Genomic DNA, 17,831 nt, shown 5'->3' on the forward strand with positions numbered 1-17,831 from the left:
GCAGTCATGAGCGAAACCATCACCACAAAGGCTACCGAAGCAACCGTGGACGAGAACCGCCGCAGCACCAAGCGGGCCCTGCCGGCCCTGCTGGCCATCTTCCTGCTGGGCACACTGATGATCCAGGCCTTCAACCTGGTCTTCCAGAACGTGGGCGACTCCCTGGGGATGTCCGCCAACGCATCGCTGATCAGCACCCTGCCCGGCATCGTCCTGGGCGTGGTCTGCATGCTCTACGGCACCCTCTGCGACTACATCTCCCCAAGAAAGATGACCCTGTTCGGCGTGGGCGCCCTGATCGTCGGCAGCCTCCTGGGCTTCTTCGGCGCATCGAACTTCTGGGCCGTGGTCCTGGCCCGCATGATCCAGACCGCGGGCGGTCAGGTGGCCGGCTCGGTCTTTCTGGTCATGGCCATGAAGTACCTGAGCGACAAGGAGCGCGCCTTCTATCTGGGTATCTTCAACGCCGTCTACTACGCATCCTCGGCTATCGGCATCTTCGCCGGCGGACTGATCACCTCCATCGACTGGCGCTACCTCTTCCTGGTGCCCCTGGTCTCCATCCTGCTGATCCCCCCGGTGCTCAAGTACACGCCTGACACCGGCGTCAGGGGCGAGCGCATCGACGTCTTCGGCATCGCCCTGTTCGCGCTGATCGCCGGATTCGTGGCCGTCTACTTCTCCTTCCCGGCCACCTGGATGCTGGGAGTGCTGGCCGTCCTGATCCTGATCTTCGCCGGCTATGTCTGGAAGGGCGCCAACCCCTTCCTGAGCCGCGGGTTCGTGACCAACGGCGCCTACATGGCTGTCCTGCTGGCCCTCTTCGTCTTCTACTTCTTCAACTTCGCCTGCGTGCCCATCTACAACGTAATCGGCGACCGCATCTACGGGATCTCCCTGAGCCAGGTCTCCCTCTGCCTGACCATCGTCTACATCGTGGCCACCCTGGTGGGCTGCCTGTCCGGAGTCATCATGAACGCCATGGGACGCCTGCCCATGCTGATCCTGTCCGCCCTGCTCATGATCGCCGGAGCCGCCGGTTCGGCCCTGATGCTCACCTCGGGCTTCTGGGTCCTGACCGTGCTGGCCTCGGTCTTCATCGCCGGCATCACCATGTCCTACACGCCCCTCTACGACTCCTTCTCGGCCACCCTGCCTGTGGACCAGAATGGACGCGGCATCGGCATCGGGGATCTGATGATGAACACCTCGGCCTCCATCGGCATGGCTGTCTACAGCGGACTCATGGCCAATCCCCAATTCGGGTCGCATGCACTTGCGGGCGTCAAGACCGGCATCCAGGCCCAGGCGGCCAACATGTTCTGGGTCATGGCGCTGGCTGCCCTGCTGGCCCTGATCATCGTGGCCATCTTCCACAAGGCCATGTCAGCCAATGCTCCCCAGGAGTAAGGCCGGTGTGACCCACACATACTTGGTCGGATAGCCGCGCTGCTTGGTCCACTCTTCCTGGCCTCGGGAATGAGTCGGGCCCGGCACCGGCACCCGGCCGCTCGAACCGGGGAGGGAGCGGAGTTCGGACTGCTTTCGGCAATGTGATAGTCCCCCTCTTCCCTCAGCCGCCGAAGGCAAGAAGATCGCCGCCCCTCCCCCCGGCGGAGAGCCCCCGTCATAGCCATAACTGACGGGGGCTCTTCCATATCTTCATATCTTCAGCTCCTGTCTTCAATTCTGTGCCTACGACTCAGGCCGTGCACCGAAACACAATTTATATAGACGTCAAAGAAAGGGAATCTGAACCAGAGAATGCGAGTGCCCGGAACTTTCGAGCCCATCTTGTGGATTCGCCGACCTTGAGTCTCGGATCCAAAGGAGATGGAAGCTCAAGGAACAGAAGCCCGGCCCGACCGAACACTAGACGTCTCATGGGTTTGCGAACACTCAGGGATTTGCAAACGCCCTACCGTCCTGCAATAAGCCTCAACGAACTCAATCGAGCCATTGGGCATGTGGTTTCACGTGAAACGTCGGTGCACTGATACTTGCCCCAAGATGAAGAGAACCCGGCGATGCGTGAACACCGTCGGGCGAGAGAGAAGAAAGGGAAATCAGTTGTCGGACGGAGGTCAAACCGCCCGTTCGGTTTTTGTACCGACATTTATAGTAAAGAACTGCTACCTTATGGTGACGATAGTGTTATCTGAAAATTCTCTGTGAATCCTGCCAGACCAGCAAGCGGGCATAGTGCCGGTTAGACTGGATTTCGGATGGTTTCCCGCCCGAGGAGAGATCATCGACCATTAAACCTGAAGGAGATACCTAGGCATGCTGCTCAGCGACCATGACATCCTGGATGCCCACGAGGCAGGGCACTTGAATCTGGACCCGTGGACGCCCGCCATGGTTCAGCCCTCCAGCGTGGACGTGCGCCTGGACCGCTACTTCCGGGTCTTCAACAACCATCAGTACACCTACGTGGATCCCGCAGAGGACCAGGGTGCACTGACCGAGCAGTTCGAGGTGCCCAAGGACGAGCCCTGGATCCTGCACCCCGGCGAGTTCGTGCTGGGATCCACTTGGGAGTACGTCAAGCTGGACTCCACCCTGGCCGCCCGGTTGGAGGGTAAGAGCTCCCTGGGACGCTTGGGCATTCTGACCCACTCCACCGCCGGGTTCGTCGATCCGGGCTTTGAGGGGCACATCACCCTGGAGCTGTCCAACGTGAGTACCCTGCCGGTCAAACTCTGGCCTGGCATGAAAATCGGCCAAATGTGCTTCTTCCAGCTCTCCTCGCCCGCCCAGTATCCCTATGGGTCCAAGCACAACGGCTCCCACTACCAGGGCCAGCGCGGTCCGACCCCCTCCCGCTCCTACGTCAACTTCTACAAGGCCGACGTCTCAGACTAACTGCCAACGGCCGCCTCCGCCATCACCTTGACTTCGAGCGCACTCGAAGGGGTATAGCTGGATTTGTCGGAACTACCCGGCCAAGATGGTGGCAAGGAGATCAACCCATGGCAATCAAACAAACGGCGGGCCACGACCGGCTCGGTCGATTCGCACCGCAATTCGCCCACCTGAACGATGATGTGCTCTTCGGCCAGGTCTGGTCCCGCGAGGATGAGCTTTCGGCTCGGGACCGCAGCATGATCACCTGCGCAGGCCTGATGAGCATGGGGCTCTTCCCCCAGTTGAAGAGCCATATGGCCATGGCCAAGGGCAATGGCGTCACCCGCACCGAAATGGTGGCGCTGATCACCCACCTGGCCTTCTACGCGGGATGGCCCAAGGCATGGTCGGCCTTCGACCTGGCCAAGGAGGTCTACGGTGAGGGCGACAACGACGACGGGAGCTGGGACACCGCTGCACCTGCAACCCCATCTAAAGCCGGGACCGAGCCGGATTCAGGGCCCTATCCCTTGGGGGATCCGGCTGACGGCCCCAACTTCACCGGCCATGTCTGGCTGCACCCCCTGACCGGTCCGGACGCGGAATGCCCAGCCAGCAATGTGACCTTCGCACCCGGATGCGTCAACCGTTGGCACACCCACCCGCATGGCCAACTGCTCATCGTCACCGCCGGGCAGGGGTGGGAGCAGGAGGAGGGCCGTCAGCCCCGCAGACTGGAACCCGGCGACGTGGTCTTTTGCCCGGCAGGTGTCAGGCACTGGCATGGGGCCTCGGGCCGGGCATCCATGGCCCACATCGCCGTCACCCCGGCATCGAAGGGACAGTCCCCGGTCGAGTGGATGGAGTTCCCCGATCCTGACCAGGTGGCCGCCCTGGGATGACCCGCACGGCCGACCCGCCCGGCCTGAACGATGAAGGTAGAGCATGTCTTCGCCCTGCAGATATTGAGGCCGACCGATATCTGACCGGTTCCCGCCTGCCTTTACACTGAAGACATGGCTAACAAGAAAGGCCCGACCAAGGGTTCGGGCGGCAAGCACCGCAACAAACTGCGCGGCAGAGGGCCCACGCCCAAGGCCGAGGATCGCGTCTACCACAAGGCCTACAAGGCCCGGCAGGCTGCCCAGCGCAGGCAGGCGGCCGACCCACGCCTGGCGGCCCGCCGCCGGGCCGACCGGTTCACCTCCGATTCCGACGACCTGGTCATCGGCCGCAACGCCGTCCTGGAAGCCCTGCGCGTAGGAGTCCCGGCCAGCCAGCTCTATCTGGCCGCCCGGATGGAACACGACGACAGGACCAGGGAGATCGTGCGGCTGGCCGGGCAGGAAGGGCTCAACCTGCTGGAAGCCGACCGCCTGGAGATGAACCGCATCGCCCGGTCCGGCAACCACCAGGGCGTGGTCCTCAAGGTGCAGCCCTACCAGTACGCCTCCCTGCAGAGCCTGGTCGACAGGGCCGAAAAACACGCAGCCGCCCTGGAAGGAGCCGGCCAGGCGACCAAGATCGCCGCACGCCCGCTCTTCATCGCCCTGGACGGGGTCACCGACCCCCAGAACCTAGGGGCCGTGATTCGTTCAGCAGCGGCCTTCGGGGCCTCGGGGGTGGTTCTGCCCGAGCGACGCAGCGCCTCGGTCACAGCCGCAGCCTGGAAGGTCTCCGCCGGAGCCGCCGCCCATCTGCCCGTAGCCCGTGTGGTCAACCTGACCAAGGCCATCCAAGGGCTCAAGGAGCGCGGCTACTACGCGGTCGGCCTGGACGGCGCAGGCACCACCACAGTAGGCGAGACAGGCTTCGAGGCCGATCCGCTGGTGGTGGTCCTGGGCTCCGAAGGCAAGGGGCTGAGCCGCCTGGTCCGCGAGAACTGTGACGCCCTGGCCTCCATCCCCATCTCCAGCTCGGTGGAATCCCTGAACGCCTCGGTAGCAGCAGGCATCAGCCTCTACGCCGTGGCCATGGCACGCCGACGGTCCACCAGCCAAACCAAATAGCCCCAGGCCGGCACCGGCAATCCGAAGACAGACAGGCCAAGCGGCAACAGCCTGTGCGCAACAACCAACATGCAGCAGGTGCCGCACAAACCAACGAGTCAGCTGGAGGCCCAGACCGCATCGTCCTGATCGTCCTGATCGGCAGCCGCATCCAGGCTGCCGGGGGCGTAGACCGATCTCAGCGAGCTCCGTCCGCCATTTGCATCCTCAAAGACCGGTTGTGACGGCACCTTCTCGCCTGCTCTGTCACGGGCAGCCTGAGTTTCCGCTCCGCTCTGACCGCCGGTATCAGTTTGAATGTTTACTTCTCGGCTATCCGCGTCTTGACCTCCAGCATTGGCTCGGACGTTCACGCCACTGCCATTCGCTTCATAGCCTCCCACTTCACGGCCGTCCGCGTCCTTGCCGGCCTGATTGCGGGTGGCCTGCTTACCCTGACCAGTCTGGGCGTGGCCGCCCTGCCAATTCATCTCGTCGTCGACCACACCGGCATCGGCCTCTTCGTTGATGGTCTTCATATCCTCGGAGTCCAGCCGGTACTCGGGTAGTGATTCGCTGATGTAGCTCTGCACGGCCTCGGCCATGGGCACATCGTGACCGGCCTTCTCGGCCATCAACCAGCGGTGGGTCAGCACCTCATGGAAGAACTGGGCCGGTTCGATCTGCGAGCGGTATTCCGGCGGGATCATGCGTACGGTGGGCTCGAAGACCTCCCGCATCCAGTCGGTGGCCACAATCTCCAGATCCTCGCCCTGCCGCCAGGTGGATGCCCGGTAGGCATCCAGATCGTTGAGCAGCCGCCGGGCCTGGTTCTCCTGCACATCCAGGCCGGTCAGCCGTAGCAGCTTGCGGGAGGCGTAGCCGGCATCGACCACCCTGGGGCGCACCAGCACCCGGTTGCCGTCCTCCTCGGTCTTCATCTCCAGCTCATCCACGTCGAATCCCAGATCGTTGAGCCGGTTGACGCGGCGCTCGATCTTCCACATCTCATCCGGGTCGAAGCTGTCCACGTCCGTCAGGGCGCTCCAGAGGGAGTGATAGCGGTCCACCAGCCGGTTGCCCACGCCGACCTCGTCCACCTCACCGGCCAGCAGGTTGCCGGAATCCAGATCCATGAGCTCGCCGATGATGTTGGTCCTGGCCAGGTCGATGTCATACTCGCGCTGGCCGTCAGTCAGGCTGGGATGCAGATCACCGGTCTCGGCATCGACCAGGAAGGCCGAGAAGGCATCGGCATCACGCAGGAAGAGCACGTTGGACAGGGAAACGTCTCCCCAGTAGAAGCCGGCCAGATGGAGCCTTACCAGAAGGACCGCCAGGGCATCGATCAGGCGCTCGGCCGTGTCCGGACGCAGATTGCGGGCGAAGAGGGCACGGTAGGGCAGCGAGAACTTCAGGTGCTGGGTGACCAGCATGGCCTCAAGGGGCTCACCCTCGCGCGTGTGTCGGCCGGTGACCACGGCGATGGGGTTGACCGTGGGCAGCTCCAGTTTTTGCAGCTTGCGCAGGAGCTCGTATTCACGCTCGGCAACCCGCTGGGTGATCTCCTTCATGGCGTAGACATCGTCGCCCACGTGGACGAAGCGAACCACGTGCCGGGAGATGCCCCTGGGCAGGTTGGCCAGCAAATCCCGGGGCCAGGTGGCCAGCGGCCGCTCCCAGGGCAGGGTGAACATCCTGGGGTTGGAGCTGGTGGCCGTGATGTGCAGGGCGGCCGGCTCCTGCTCGGAGGAGGGATCGGCCGTGGTCTTTATCGAGGTGGCTTTCATGGCGCGAGGGTCCAGAGAGGAGGCCGTCGCCCGGTTGATGTTCACGCTAGTCATGCTTCATCCATCCCATCGCCGCCCATCCTATACGGGAAGAGCCCCGCACGGATGCGCCGCGCGGGGCTCCTGGTCACCCGGTCAACAAGGAAAGGAGATGATATCAATGATCGATACGGGCCCTGCGGCCCGGCGGGAAACCGTGGCCGAACCACAGGGTCACAGGAACGCTCAGTTCAGCCGCAGCTCGCTGGCCGGGGAGAACAGGTGCATCTTTTCAGGATCGATGTGGATCTTGACCACGTCGCCCACCTTGGGCAGGTCACGCGGGTTGACACGGATGGTGGTCAGCTTGTTCTGGTCGGACATGACGATGGCCTGCTCGGCCACGCTGTTGTCGGTCAGAATGTTGCCGTAGATGTAGCCATCAGAGCCCAGATCCTCCACGTTGGCCACCTTCAGGGAGAAGGCATCCGGCTCGTCGGCACCGGCCAGAGAAGCATTCTCGGGACGGAAGCCCACGACGATCTTGCCCTGGTCCTCGGGGGTCAGCTTGTCGACGGCCTCGCGAGGCAGGCTGATGGTGTCCTCGCCGATCTTGGCCTGGCCGTTGACTACGGGATGGATGTTGATGTTCATGGAAGGCGAGCCGATGAAGCCGGCCACGAAGACATTCTCGGGCCGATCGTAGAGCTCGGTAGGCGCGCCCACCTGCTGCAGGACACCCAGCTTGATGACGGCGATCCTGTCGCCCATGGTCAGAGCCTCGGTCTGATCGTGGGTCACGTACAGGGTGGTGACGTTGAGCTGACGCTGCAGGGCGGCGATCTGGGTACGGGTCTGGACACGCAGCTTGGCGTCCAAGTTGGACAGAGGCTCATCCATCAGGAAGACCTTGGGCTGACGCACAATAGCGCGGCCCATGGCCACACGCTGACGCTGACCACCGGACAGGGCCTTGGGCTTGCGGTCCAGGTACTCGGTCAGATCCAGCACCTCGGCGGCCTTCTCCACCCGCTGGCGAATCTCGTCCTTGGGGGTGCCGGCGATCTTCAGGGCGAAGCCCATGTTGTCGGCCACGGTCATGTGGGGGTAAAGGGCGTAGTTCTGGAAGACCATGGCGATGTCGCGGTCCTTGGGCTGCATGGTCGTCACGTCCTTGTCGCCAATCATGATGCGCCCCTTGTTGACCTCTTCCAAGCCGGCCAGCATGCGCAGGGTGGTGGACTTTCCGCAGCCGGAAGGCCCGACCAGAACAAGGAATTCACCGTCTCTGATGTCCAGACTGAGGTCACTGACCGAGGGCTCATCGTTGCCCGGGTAGATACGAGTGACGTGGTCGAATACCACTTCTGCCATTGTTCATCCTTTCATCGGCAGGTACGTGCCGAACGATCCGTAGTGAAGGGTTGTTTTTCACTGTGGTTTCCGTCCCGGGGTCAACACCGACATCGGCATGGCCATGCGACGGTTTTCTATTTTGTGGTTAAGAGAAACTCTCCCTTGAGCCAGTGCCCACTATACACCAAGGTCCGAATTCGGCGTGCGAACCCTTGCCTACTCAATCCTTGGACTTGTCGGAATCTTCGGAATCGCGCTCGAAGACCGTCCTGGCAACGTTGATCGCGTTGATGACCCTGGGGAATCCCACGTAGGGAGCACATTGAAGTATGGCTTCGACCACGGCCTCCTTGCTCAGCCCAACATTCAGGGCCCCCTGGATGTGAACGGCCAGCTGTGGAGCCGTGTCTCCCTGCGTCACCAGACTGCCTATGGTGACCAACTCGCGCTGCTGAAGATCGAGTCCTTTCCGGGTGTATATGTCGCCAAAGGCGAATTCGACAATCCAACGGCCAAGGTCCGGCGCTATGTCCTGAAGGGAGTCGATGACAGCCTGGCCTCCCTTGCCGTCAATAGCTGCCAAGGCCTCGGATCCCTTTTCAAAGCGCGAAGCTTCCATGAAGCCCCTTCTTTCTGTTGTTTTGCATATTGCCCAGCCGAGAATATTGTATCAGCGCCTGTTTACGGATTATGCCGTCGACTGTCTAGCCATTTGCGGCAATCTCGGACGCGGCGAAACAGCAGGAACCGCAATCAGGTGCTTTTCAACCAGTCGGGGCACAATGGAGATATGAGCGATCTTGAGGGTTTGGACCTAAGGCCGGGACGGCTGGTCGGGGGCTACACCCTGATCGAGCCCCTGGGCGGCGGCGCCATGGGGTCCGTCTGGCGTGCACGTGATGGCGGAGGCCAGGACTACGCCATGAAGATTCTGCGGGAATCCCTGGAGGAGGACCAGGCCTCGTCAGACAGCCCTGATGAGCGTGACCGAGCCTCGGCCCGCGAGCGCCTGCGACGCGAGGCTCTGGCCCTGCAGCGGATCCGTCATCCAGGAGTCTGCCGGATCGTGGACATGGAACTTGATGATGCCCTGGCCTTCATCGTGACCGAACTGATCGAGGGGCGCAACCTTCGCGACGACGTGGCTGTCAACGGCCCCTATCGGGGCGACGACCTGGAACGGCTGGCAAGGAAGCTGACCGATGCCGTCGCAGCCGTCCACCAGGCGGGCATCGTCCACCGGGACATCAAACCCACCAATGTCATGATTTCGGTCTCCGGGCCGGTACTGGTGGATTTTGGCATCGCCATGGGCCAGGGGCAGAGCCACGTGACCCGGACCGGACTGGTCATGGGAACCCCCGGCTTCATCGCCCCGGAGATCATCGACGGAGCCGAGGCCGACCAGGGAACCGACTGGTGGAGCACGGCAGCCGTTCTGGCCTACGCGGCCACCGGACGGGCGGTCTTCGGCGACAAACCCATGATGGCGGTCCTGGAGCGGGAGGCTTCGGGCAATGCCGACCTGTCCGGACTGCCCATGGGTACCATGAGAGCCCTGCGCTCGGCCCTCTCCCCCGACCGAGGCGCGCGTTGCACGCCCCAGGAGCTCCTGGAGGCCATCAGCCGGGATGCCATGGATCCGCAGGCCTGGCAGGGGGAGCAAGACGACCAGGATACGGGCAGCCAGGAGACGATGCGCCCTTTTGGCGCCGGCTCTTCGGGGGCTGAGGGGCAGGCCGACTCGCCCACCATGGTCGTTGAACCGGCCACCATGCCCATGCCGCCTATCACCCAGGCTGATTCAGACAGTCCGCGGACGGCCTGGTCACAACCTCCGACAGATAACGGAGCCGATGAGCAGACGACCCTCCTGCCCGACTCGGAGCAGCCCACCAGATTCTTGAATCCCCTTCCCGCAGCCCAGGAGCAGCAGGAACAGACGCAGACCTGGCAGGACCAGCAACCCTTGGCCGACTGCCAAGATCTTCAGGCCACCACCGTTCAGGATCCGCTGCCGCCGGCACAGCCCCTGCCCAGCGGATACCGCGACGAGGCGAACGCCCACTGGCTGGGAGACCAGCCCCCCGCCCAGTTGCGGCGCCTGCGCTACTTGCAAGCCGGAACCCCCTGCCTGGTCATGTTGGGAATCCTTCCCGCCCTACTGACAGCCCTTGCCCCGGTCTCGGCTCTGGCCGCCGCCGGAATCCTTCTCTGGGCCCTGAGCACCGCAGGATGGAGCATAAAAGCCCAGATCGAACGGGAGCTACGCCGCAACGGCCCTCGACGGGGCACCGACCGTCTGCTGAACGTGGCCGCCCTCCCCTGGCACCTGCTCAAGGGCCTGGCGGCCGCCCTGCTCCGCCTGCCGGGCATGATCCTCGTCCAAGCCCTGGTCGCCCTGCCACTGACCTGGGCGGGCGCTCTCACCACCGTTCGCGCAGGCCTGACCCTGGGCGAGCACCTACTGACCTTCCCCCTGCCAGCGGCCAGGCCCCTGTCCGCCGGCGGACTGTCCATGGCCCTGGCGACGCTGGTCGGTTGGTTGTTGACAACCCTGCCTACGCAGGACCGTTCAGCCCCCAAGGCCAACAGCGGCAACGTGGTCCTGCGTCTGGCGGCGGGCCGCATCCCCATGGGCCGCCAGGATTCCGAGACGCCGGGCAGCCCCCGCCGCAGGTGGATTCTGCTCCTGATCTGGCTGCTGATTGTGGCCGTCCTCCTGGCCGGGCTGATTGCCCAGCCCTCCATGGACTGGGCCCCCATCCACCTCCTGCGCGCCTGAGGTCGCGCTCCACCCCTGGCGGCTACACTATGCTCTGTATGCCAAGGAAAGGATCCAGGTCATGTCCAAGGGCAAGCAGAACCGCAAGGCCGCGCTCAAGGCCCAGGAAGAGGCCCGGCGGCTCCAGGAGGCCAAGGAGCGCCGCCAGCAGACCATGATCGGCGTCATCGTCACCATGGTGCTCATCGCTCTGATCGCTCTGGGCGGCTTCCTGTACTGGCGCAGCCATCGCCCGGTCAAGACCCAGGACCTGGAGCAGGCCCGTCAGGCCGTCGCCAAAGTCAAGGAAAAGCCTTCGGCGGCCAACGACCAGGGCGGCTTCCTGATCAGTTCCCAGGGACTGGGCAAGCCGGTAGCCAAGGCCCCGACCGTGGAGATCTACATGGACTTCATGTGCCCAGGCTGCGGCGCCCTGCATCGCGGGCTGGACTCCACCCTGACCGGTCTGGTGGATGCCGGGCAGATCAACCTGGTCATCTACCCCATGAGCTTCATGGACCGGCTCTCCACCGACAACTACTCGAGCAGGACGGGCACGGCCACCATCTACGTGGCCCAGCACGACCCCGACCACCTGCTGCCCTTCATCGCCAATCTCTACGCCAAGGACTTCCAACCGGACGAGTCCGACTACCACCCCATCAGCAACGACAAGATCCGCCAGCAGGCCATCAAGGCCGGGGTCGATCCCAAGGTTGCCGACCAGGCGGTCAAGGGCCGCTACCGGGCCTGGATCAAGGCCATGGACGCCTACACCCCCTTGCGCAAGGAACTCTGGAATCCCAGCGGGTCCAACAAGGGGCAGATGACCACGCCCACGGTCCGCATCAACGGCAATTACTGGGAACTGGGCAACCTGTCCCGGGCGGGCTTGGACTACAGTTCGGGCCTGCTCAAGGCCCTGGGTCTGGACCAGTCCAAGGTAGGCGTCAAGGGCGCCATGCCGGCCATCGGCGCCTCCGGCCAACCGCGCTCGCTGAGCTGAACCGGCCAAGTCGGGAGGAATTTCGCGCCCAGCGTCCCCTTGGGGACACGGTGATGGTACGATATCATTCCGTACCGCGGCCCGGAATGCTGTAATGGACCACCGGGACCGCCTCCTTAGCTCAGTTGGCCAGAGCAGCCGCCTTGTAAGCGGCAGGTCGTCAGTTCGACTCTGACAGGAGGCTCTACGCCAGGAACGAACCATAAAATCCGATTATTCAGCTTTGTCTCCGGGCAGGCTATAATAATGGACATTACCTGGATAATTACAAATACTTCCCTCGAGTAAGTCATTTCGGAGGCTCGTTCTCCGAAGTACGAACGGAGCTTTTCCCCAACCATCTCCGTTCGTATTCGAGGACGGGATCATTCCCCTTCATTCCCGTCCTCTTGACGTTGATCCGCCGGCCTAGGGCCCGGGTCTTGAAAAGCCGACTGACCGATGACGGTTAAGTCGGCTTTTTTATTGCCATCCCTCTGCGACAAATGTGGATATTTGCCCGACCTTGCGGATTGTGCGGCCTCAGTCCATGCCCTCACCGCTAGAATTGCCGGGTACAGACAAGGCAGGAACGGGGAGGCGAGCACATGGCCAGACGCTGGACACCGCGGCGTTTCGTCGTGCTCAGAAGGATTCGCGTGGTCTCCTGTGCCCTTCTGGTCGTTCTGGCCATGGTCCTGACTTTCTTCATTTCCGCGCGCAAAAGCGTGGCATTGAGCGTCAACGGGCAGACCAAAATGGTGACCACCTATGCCTATAGCGTGGACGGTCTGCTGCGCGAGCAGGGAATCAAGGTCAAAACCCACGACCTGGTCGATTCCACCTCCGGAGGCCAGCTGCGCAACCATGCGGCGGTCACTGTGCGCTCCGCCTATCAGACCACCATCGTCATCCAGGGCCAGCGGGTGCCCTTCTGGACCACGGCCACCAGCATGGACCAACTGCTGGGATTCTTCGAGGAAAACCGCAAGCAGGCCATGAAGGTCACCGTAGATGTGGGCAACGTCTATAACCAGCTGACCGGCGGTCTGGTCATCAACCAGGCAGGGCCGGTTACCGTCATAGCTGACGGGAAGACCTCGGTGGCCCCTGACGGCAAGCTCCCAGCCGCCTCCATCCTGGACTCCAAGGGCATCGTGCTGGGCAAGGAGGACCGGGTCAGCGTGGAGCATGACCAAGGCGCCACTGTTCTGCGTGTCCAACGGGTCACCCACGGAAACACCCAAAGGACGATCCCCATAGCCTTCGCCACCAGGACCGTGGTCGACCCGAGCCTGGCGCCCGGTCAGACCCAGATGCGGCAGGCGGGCGTAGCAGGTCAACGCCTGCAGACCATCCAGGTCACCTACGTGGACGGACAGGCTGAATCGGAGCGGGTGGTCAAGGAGGAGACCGTAGCCATGCCGGTGGATCAGGTGGTGGCCGTCGGTCCCGACAAGCCGAAGGAGGGACAGAACAGCGGGCAGCAGTCCAAGGACGCAGGCAAGGATTCCCAACAGGTGCAGAAGACCCCCTCTCCGAGCCCCTCGGCCAGCCAGGATTCGCAGTCGGCAACGACACCAGCCCCTACACCAACACATACCAAGCCGCCGCAGACCACGCAGCCGACACAGCCGAGCACACCAGCTCCAGCTATGCCCGATAACAAGCCAGCCCCGTCGCCAGCGCCAGCGCCGAGTCCATCTCGTGACGGTCTATGGCATGCCAGTCCTGAACTGGCCCAAGCCTATGCCGGGGGTGCAGCTGCCCAGCGCGGCTGGACGGGTTCGCAGTTTGCAGACCTGGTGACACTTTGGAACAAGGAATCGGGATGGAGTTGGAAAGCCAAGAATCCCAAATCACCCGCCTACGGCATTCCCCAGGCCAACCCTGGATCCCAGATGGCGGACTATGGACCCAACTGGCGTGACGATGCCGCTGTCCAAATTGACTGGGGCCTCAATTACATCGCACAACGATATGGCAGTCCTAGCGCAGCCATGCGCTTCTGGAACCAACATAAATACTACTAATCCCCAGCCATATCCGCCGAGCAACGAACCGACATGAACACTAAAACCGAGAGTGACCGCCTCCTGGGAGCAGCCGACATCCGACGCCTCGCCGACCAGATCGGCATCCACCCCACCAAACGACTGGGGCAGAACTTCGTCATCGATCCGGGAACCGTCCGCAGGATCGTCCGTCTGGCCGGGGTGGAATCTGGACAGACCGTTCTGGAGGTGGGCCCTGGTCTGGGATCCCTGACTCTCGGCTTGTTGGAGGTGGGCTGTCTGGTAACCACCGACGAGATTGATCCCGTCCTGGCCCGGCAGCTGCCGCAGACCGTCCGCGAGCGCATGCCGGAGAGCCTGGACCGGCTGACCGTAATCAACCGGGATGCTTTGACACTGACCCCTCAACTGGCAGGTGACGCGGGCGTTGCCACCGACCTGGCCATGGTGGCCAACCTGCCCTACAACGTAGCCACTCCGATCATTCTGACCCTCCTGGCCCGGTTCACCAATCTGAACCGGTTCCTGGTCATGGTCCAGAAGGAGGTGGCGGACCGGCTGACGGCCGCCCCGGGTTCCAAGGTCTACGGCGTACCCAGCCTGAAGCTGGCCTGGTACGGGCATGCCGCCCAGGCTGGCAGGGTCGGGCGCCATGTCTTCTGGCCAGCCCCCAACGTGGACTCGGCCCTGGTCTCCTTCATGCGGGACAAGGATGGACACGGGCGCGGGGACGAGGGCACGAGGACCGAGGTCTTCTCCCTGATCGACGCCGCCTTTGGACAGCGCCGCAAGACCCTGCACGCCGCCCTGAAGGGCCTGGTGAGCGCCGAAGCCTTCCAGGCTGCAGGCATTGACCCTGCACGCCGGGGGGAAACCATGACCATCGAGGAGTTCGTCACCCTGGAGCAGGCCCGCCGCGAGGTGACCGCGTGAGCCCGGCAACCGGGAGGGACGGTGTTGCCCTTTACTGTCCCGCCAAGATCAATCTGAGGCTCCGCGTCGGCCCGACACGAGCCGACCTTGGAGGGCAACACCGCCTGGACACCATTTACAGCGCCGTGGGAGTCTGGGACAAAGTCGAACTGCGACGGAGAGAACCTGGCAGCGGATTCCGCCTGAGCCTGGAGGGCGAGCACCTGGGCGACCTGAACCGCCGGGATACCGATCCACGCGCCAACCTGGCCGTCAAGGCCCTCCTGGCCATGGCTCAGGCCGCCGGGCACCAGCCTGATGTGTCCATCCACATCGTCAAACGGATACCGGTGGGTGCCGGACTGGCCGGCGGATCCGCGGATGCCGCCGGAACCATGCTGGGCCTGAACCGGCTCTGGAATCTAGGGATGCCTGCCACCGAGCTGAATCGCATCGCCGCCCAGCTGGGCGCGGATCTGCCCTTCTGCCTGCATGGAGGACTCAGCAGGGGCACAGGTTTCGGCCAGATTCTGCAGCCCTTGGATCTGGACGGTCCACAGGCCCAGCGGCTGTCCCGGGCAGGGCTGACCGGACACCTCCTGATCGGGGCCTACGAAGACCAGCTGAGCACAGCCCAGGTCTACAAGGCCTTCGATCTGATCGGGCCCGGCCCCAACGACCTGAACGACCTGCAGGAGACCGCCTGCACCCTGCACCCGCGTTCGCGCCAGGCCCTGGACCTCGCCCGGCGGGCAGGCATCGGACCGGCCTTCGTCTCTGGATCGGGCCCCTCGGTGGTGGTCATGGCCCCTCGACCCGAACAGGCAGTCACACTGATAAGGCTCTGGCGGGAGCAGAATGCCGTGGACAGAATCATCGAGGCTGACTCGCCAGTCCTGCCCAGGATGGTCCCACTGCGAGTCACCCATGGACAGTAGAGTAGGCAACATGACGAATCCCGAACCACTCGACGAACGCGAGGCCCGCAGGCAGTTCGTGCGACGGCGGCAGAAGATGGTCTTCACCATAGTCGTCAGCGCCCTAGTAGCCATCCTGATCATCTGCGGACTGATCATCTTCGGGTCCATCGGGCATACCGCCGAACACGCCACCATCGCCAAGCCCAACTACGGGGTCGCTGTGCCCTGTCCGCCCGACAACGCCAAGCTGGTCAACCATCCGGACATCCGCGTGCGGGTGCTCAACGGAACCAACAAGTCCGGTCTGGCCACTGCCCTGGCCTCTGCCCTGCGCAATCGGGGATTCAACATGCAGGATGTGGCGGACTATCCGGGCAAGACCGAGACCGCCCGCACCCAGATACGCTTCGGAGCCTCAGCCATTGACCGCGGCTACACAGTGGGATCCCAATTCAACGATGCGGTTCTGATCATGGACGACCGCAACGACGATCTGGTCGACGTGGTCATCGGGGCCACCTTTACCGATCTGGACGACGAGGACAGCAACTCTGTCGTAGGCCGCAAGATCGAAGCCATCAAGGGTTGCCAGGCCGACCCCTCCTCCATGAAGAACCTGCCCAAGGCTCCCAAGGCCTGACGCTGCCAATCCGGCATACTGCCGTATTCAACACGACGCGACCACAATAACCGTCACCAATTTCCGCAGTCTCCTGACAAGGGCATCCAGGAAAGGCTTGACCTAGGTCAGGCTTGGTCGGCGCCTTCTCTTTGCCACCAGTCCCGCAGCTCCTGTTCGGCTGTCTGCCGGTCGACCGGGCCATGATCCAGGCGGTAGTCCAGCATGTGCCGATAGGCACGCCCCACCTGCGGCCCGGGCTTAAGATCCAGAATCCGCATGATCTGTCGTCCATCCAGGTCGGGCCGGATGGCATCCAGATCCTCCCGCTGACGCAGTTGAGCCACCCTGTCCTCCAGCTCGTCCATGGCGGAGGAGAAAACCTGGGCCTTGCGCTTGTTGCGGGTGGTCGCATCGGCCCGGGTCAGGCGATTGAGCCGCTCATATAGAGGTCCTGTCTCTCGGGCATAGCGGCGTACGGCCGCATCGGTCCACCGCTCATCCACGTAGCCATGGAAACGCAGGTGCATGGAGATCAGGTCGCAGACGTCGGCGATCAGGTGGTGGTCGAAGCGCAGGGCCTTGAGGCGCTTGCGGGCCAGCCGGGCTCCGACTGCATCGTGATGATGGAAGCTGACCTTGCCACCGGGCTCGAAGCGTCTGGTGGCGGGCTTGCCGATGTCGTGCAGCAGGGCGGCCAGGCGCAGGGTCAGGTCCGGGGCGGGCACAGGTCCGTCAGGTCCGGTCTCCAGGGCTATGGCCCGGTCCACCACCATCAGGGTGTGCTCAAAGACGTCCTTGTGCCGGTGATGCTCGTCTATCTCCAGCTGCAGAGCCGGCACCTCGGGCAGAACGATGTCAGCCAGGCCGGATTGCACCAGGGCCTCGATGCCCTGGACGGGGTGGTCGGACAGCATGAGCTTGGTCAGCTCGTCGCGAATCCGCTCGGCCGAGACGATGCTGATTCGATCGGTCATGCGGGTGATGGCCTCTGCGGTCTCCGGGGCTATGGTGAATCCCAGTTGGGCCACGAACCGCACGGCCCGCATCATCCGCAGGGGGTCGTCGTCGAAGGATTGGCGGGGATCCACTGGAGTCCGCAGCACCTGCTTGGCCAGGTCGTTGGCCCCCCGGTAGGGGTCCACGAAGACCAAGTCGGGCACCCGCAGGGCCATGGCATTGACGGTGAAGTCGCGCCGGGAAAGGTCTCCCTCAAGACTGTCCCCGTAGTCCACCTCGGGCTTGCGGGAATCGGGATCGTAGGTGTCTTTCCGGTAGGTGGTCACCTCCACCTTGACCTCGGTACCGTCAGGACGCCGCCGCAGCGCGCCAAGGGTGCCGAATTTGCGCCCCATGTCCCAGAAGCCCGACCCCCAATGGCGCAGGATGGGCTCGAACTGCTCGGGCCGGGCCGAGGTGCAGAAGTCAAGGTCGTGGGAGGGCCGGTGCAGGAGCAGATCGCGTACAGGACCCCCTACCAACGCCAGTTCAAAACCCTGCTCGGCGAAGAGGCGCCCGAGCTCGATGGCCTCCGGCCAGACTTGGAAATCCACGCTCACCCTTTCCTACGGAGTTGATGCGCCTACTAGCATACCGTTACCCCACCTGCACATTACCTTACGTAAAGTTGGAGTATGATTACGCCCGCGGACATGG

The 17,831-nt window shown here is 63.4% G+C and carries 13 protein-coding genes, 1 tRNA gene and 1 pseudogene; 11 read left to right on the forward strand and 4 right to left on the reverse strand.

The window, feature by feature from the left end; all coding sequences use genetic code 11:
- Positions 1–6: 6 nt before the first annotated feature.
- From JF70_RS08140 to rlmB, 4 genes are all read left to right on the forward strand, one after another.
- Positions 7–1,410 carry an MFS transporter gene (locus JF70_RS08140; RefSeq protein WP_045935939.1) on the forward strand — a complete coding sequence of 468 codons (1,404 nt, stop codon included), beginning with the start codon at positions 7–9 and terminating at the stop codon, positions 1,408–1,410.
- An 873-nt stretch (positions 1,411–2,283) separates the two neighbouring features.
- Complete coding sequence (gene dcd / locus JF70_RS08145) at positions 2,284–2,865, forward strand: dCTP deaminase (RefSeq protein WP_045935940.1); 582 nt, start codon at positions 2,284–2,286, stop codon at positions 2,863–2,865.
- A 107-nt stretch (positions 2,866–2,972) separates the two neighbouring features.
- The gene (locus JF70_RS08150; RefSeq protein ID WP_045935941.1) at positions 2,973–3,749 is read left to right on the forward strand and encodes a carboxymuconolactone decarboxylase family protein; all 777 of its coding nucleotides are present in this window, start codon (positions 2,973–2,975) and stop codon (positions 3,747–3,749) included.
- A 114-nt stretch (positions 3,750–3,863) separates the two neighbouring features.
- Positions 3,864–4,856 carry a 23S rRNA (guanosine(2251)-2'-O)-methyltransferase RlmB gene (gene rlmB, locus JF70_RS08155; RefSeq protein WP_045935942.1) on the forward strand — a complete coding sequence of 331 codons (993 nt, stop codon included), beginning with the start codon at positions 3,864–3,866 and terminating at the stop codon, positions 4,854–4,856.
- 461 nt (positions 4,857–5,317) lie between these two features.
- Here the strand turns inward: rlmB and JF70_RS08160 are convergent.
- The 3 genes and pseudogenes from JF70_RS08160 to JF70_RS08170 all read right to left on the reverse strand — a co-directional run.
- Positions 5,318–6,679: pseudogene (locus JF70_RS08160) on the reverse strand (DUF4032 domain-containing protein); the annotation flags it as partial.
- Positions 6,680–6,850: 171 nt separating this feature from the next.
- On the reverse strand, positions 6,851–7,978 hold the full coding sequence (locus JF70_RS08165) for an ABC transporter ATP-binding protein (protein WP_045935944.1): 1,128 nt from the start codon (positions 7,976–7,978) through the stop codon (positions 6,851–6,853).
- 202 nt (positions 7,979–8,180) lie between these two features.
- Complete coding sequence (locus JF70_RS08170; protein ID WP_045935945.1) at positions 8,181–8,579, reverse strand: carboxymuconolactone decarboxylase family protein; 399 nt, start codon at positions 8,577–8,579, stop codon at positions 8,181–8,183.
- Positions 8,580–8,750: 171 nt separating this feature from the next.
- On the opposite strand from JF70_RS08170, the gene JF70_RS08175 reads away from it, so the two are divergent.
- The 7 genes from JF70_RS08175 to JF70_RS08205 all read left to right on the forward strand — a co-directional run bounded on the left by JF70_RS08175 (position 8,751) and on the right by JF70_RS08205 (position 16,196).
- Positions 8,751–10,745, forward strand: coding sequence for a serine/threonine-protein kinase (locus tag JF70_RS08175; protein WP_045935946.1), 1,995 nt, complete (start codon positions 8,751–8,753; stop codon positions 10,743–10,745).
- A gap of 61 nt (positions 10,746–10,806) precedes the next feature.
- Positions 10,807–11,730, forward strand: a complete 924-nt coding sequence (locus JF70_RS08180) for a DsbA family protein (RefSeq protein ID WP_045935947.1) — start codon at positions 10,807–10,809, stop codon at positions 11,728–11,730.
- 110 nt (positions 11,731–11,840) lie between these two features.
- A tRNA-Thr gene (locus JF70_RS08185) sits at positions 11,841–11,914 on the forward strand.
- A gap of 403 nt (positions 11,915–12,317) precedes the next feature.
- Positions 12,318–13,742 (forward strand): resuscitation-promoting factor, encoded by a 1,425-nt coding sequence (locus JF70_RS08190; protein WP_045935948.1) that lies wholly within the window; start codon positions 12,318–12,320, stop codon positions 13,740–13,742.
- 33 nt (positions 13,743–13,775) lie between these two features.
- Positions 13,776–14,657, forward strand: coding sequence for a 16S rRNA (adenine(1518)-N(6)/adenine(1519)-N(6))-dimethyltransferase RsmA (rsmA, locus tag JF70_RS08195; protein WP_045935949.1), 882 nt, complete (start codon positions 13,776–13,778; stop codon positions 14,655–14,657).
- Entirely contained in the window at positions 14,654–15,574 is a 921-nt protein-coding gene (locus JF70_RS08200; RefSeq protein ID WP_045935950.1) for a 4-(cytidine 5'-diphospho)-2-C-methyl-D-erythritol kinase, read from the forward strand. Before rsmA ends, JF70_RS08200 begins: the two co-directional genes overlap by 4 nt.
- A 10-nt stretch (positions 15,575–15,584) precedes the next feature.
- Positions 15,585–16,196, forward strand: a complete 612-nt coding sequence (locus tag JF70_RS08205; protein ID WP_045935951.1) for a LytR C-terminal domain-containing protein — start codon at positions 15,585–15,587, stop codon at positions 16,194–16,196.
- A 107-nt stretch (positions 16,197–16,303) separates the two neighbouring features.
- Here the strand turns inward: JF70_RS08205 and JF70_RS08210 are convergent, their stop codons facing one another.
- Positions 16,304–17,728, reverse strand: coding sequence for a CCA tRNA nucleotidyltransferase (locus tag JF70_RS08210; protein ID WP_045935952.1), 1,425 nt, complete (start codon positions 17,726–17,728; stop codon positions 16,304–16,306).
- Between the last annotated feature and the right edge of the window lie 103 nt (positions 17,729–17,831).

Origin of the sequence: Bifidobacterium mellis (genome assembly GCF_000967265.1) — a bacterium.
Lineage (GTDB): Bacteria > Actinomycetota > Actinomycetes > Actinomycetales > Bifidobacteriaceae > Bombiscardovia > Bombiscardovia mellis.

Coding starts and splice junctions, on each gene's coding strand:
- JF70_RS08140 (WP_045935939.1), top strand. CDS start 7: ATGAGCGAAACCATCACCACAAAGGCTACCGAAGCAACCGTGGACGAG.
- dcd (WP_045935940.1), top strand. CDS start 2,284: ATGCTGCTCAGCGACCATGACATCCTGGATGCCCACGAGGCAGGGCAC.
- JF70_RS08150 (WP_045935941.1), top strand. CDS start 2,973: ATGGCAATCAAACAAACGGCGGGCCACGACCGGCTCGGTCGATTCGCA.
- rlmB (WP_045935942.1), top strand. CDS start 3,864: ATGGCTAACAAGAAAGGCCCGACCAAGGGTTCGGGCGGCAAGCACCGC.
- JF70_RS08165 (WP_045935944.1), bottom strand. CDS start 7,978: ATGGCAGAAGTGGTATTCGACCACGTCACTCGTATCTACCCGGGCAAC.
- JF70_RS08170 (WP_045935945.1), bottom strand. CDS start 8,579: ATGGAAGCTTCGCGCTTTGAAAAGGGATCCGAGGCCTTGGCAGCTATT.
- JF70_RS08175 (WP_045935946.1), top strand. CDS start 8,751: ATGAGCGATCTTGAGGGTTTGGACCTAAGGCCGGGACGGCTGGTCGGG.
- JF70_RS08180 (WP_045935947.1), top strand. CDS start 10,807: ATGTCCAAGGGCAAGCAGAACCGCAAGGCCGCGCTCAAGGCCCAGGAA.
- JF70_RS08190 (WP_045935948.1), top strand. CDS start 12,318: ATGGCCAGACGCTGGACACCGCGGCGTTTCGTCGTGCTCAGAAGGATT.
- rsmA (WP_045935949.1), top strand. CDS start 13,776: ATGAACACTAAAACCGAGAGTGACCGCCTCCTGGGAGCAGCCGACATC.
- JF70_RS08205 (WP_045935951.1), top strand. CDS start 15,585: ATGACGAATCCCGAACCACTCGACGAACGCGAGGCCCGCAGGCAGTTC.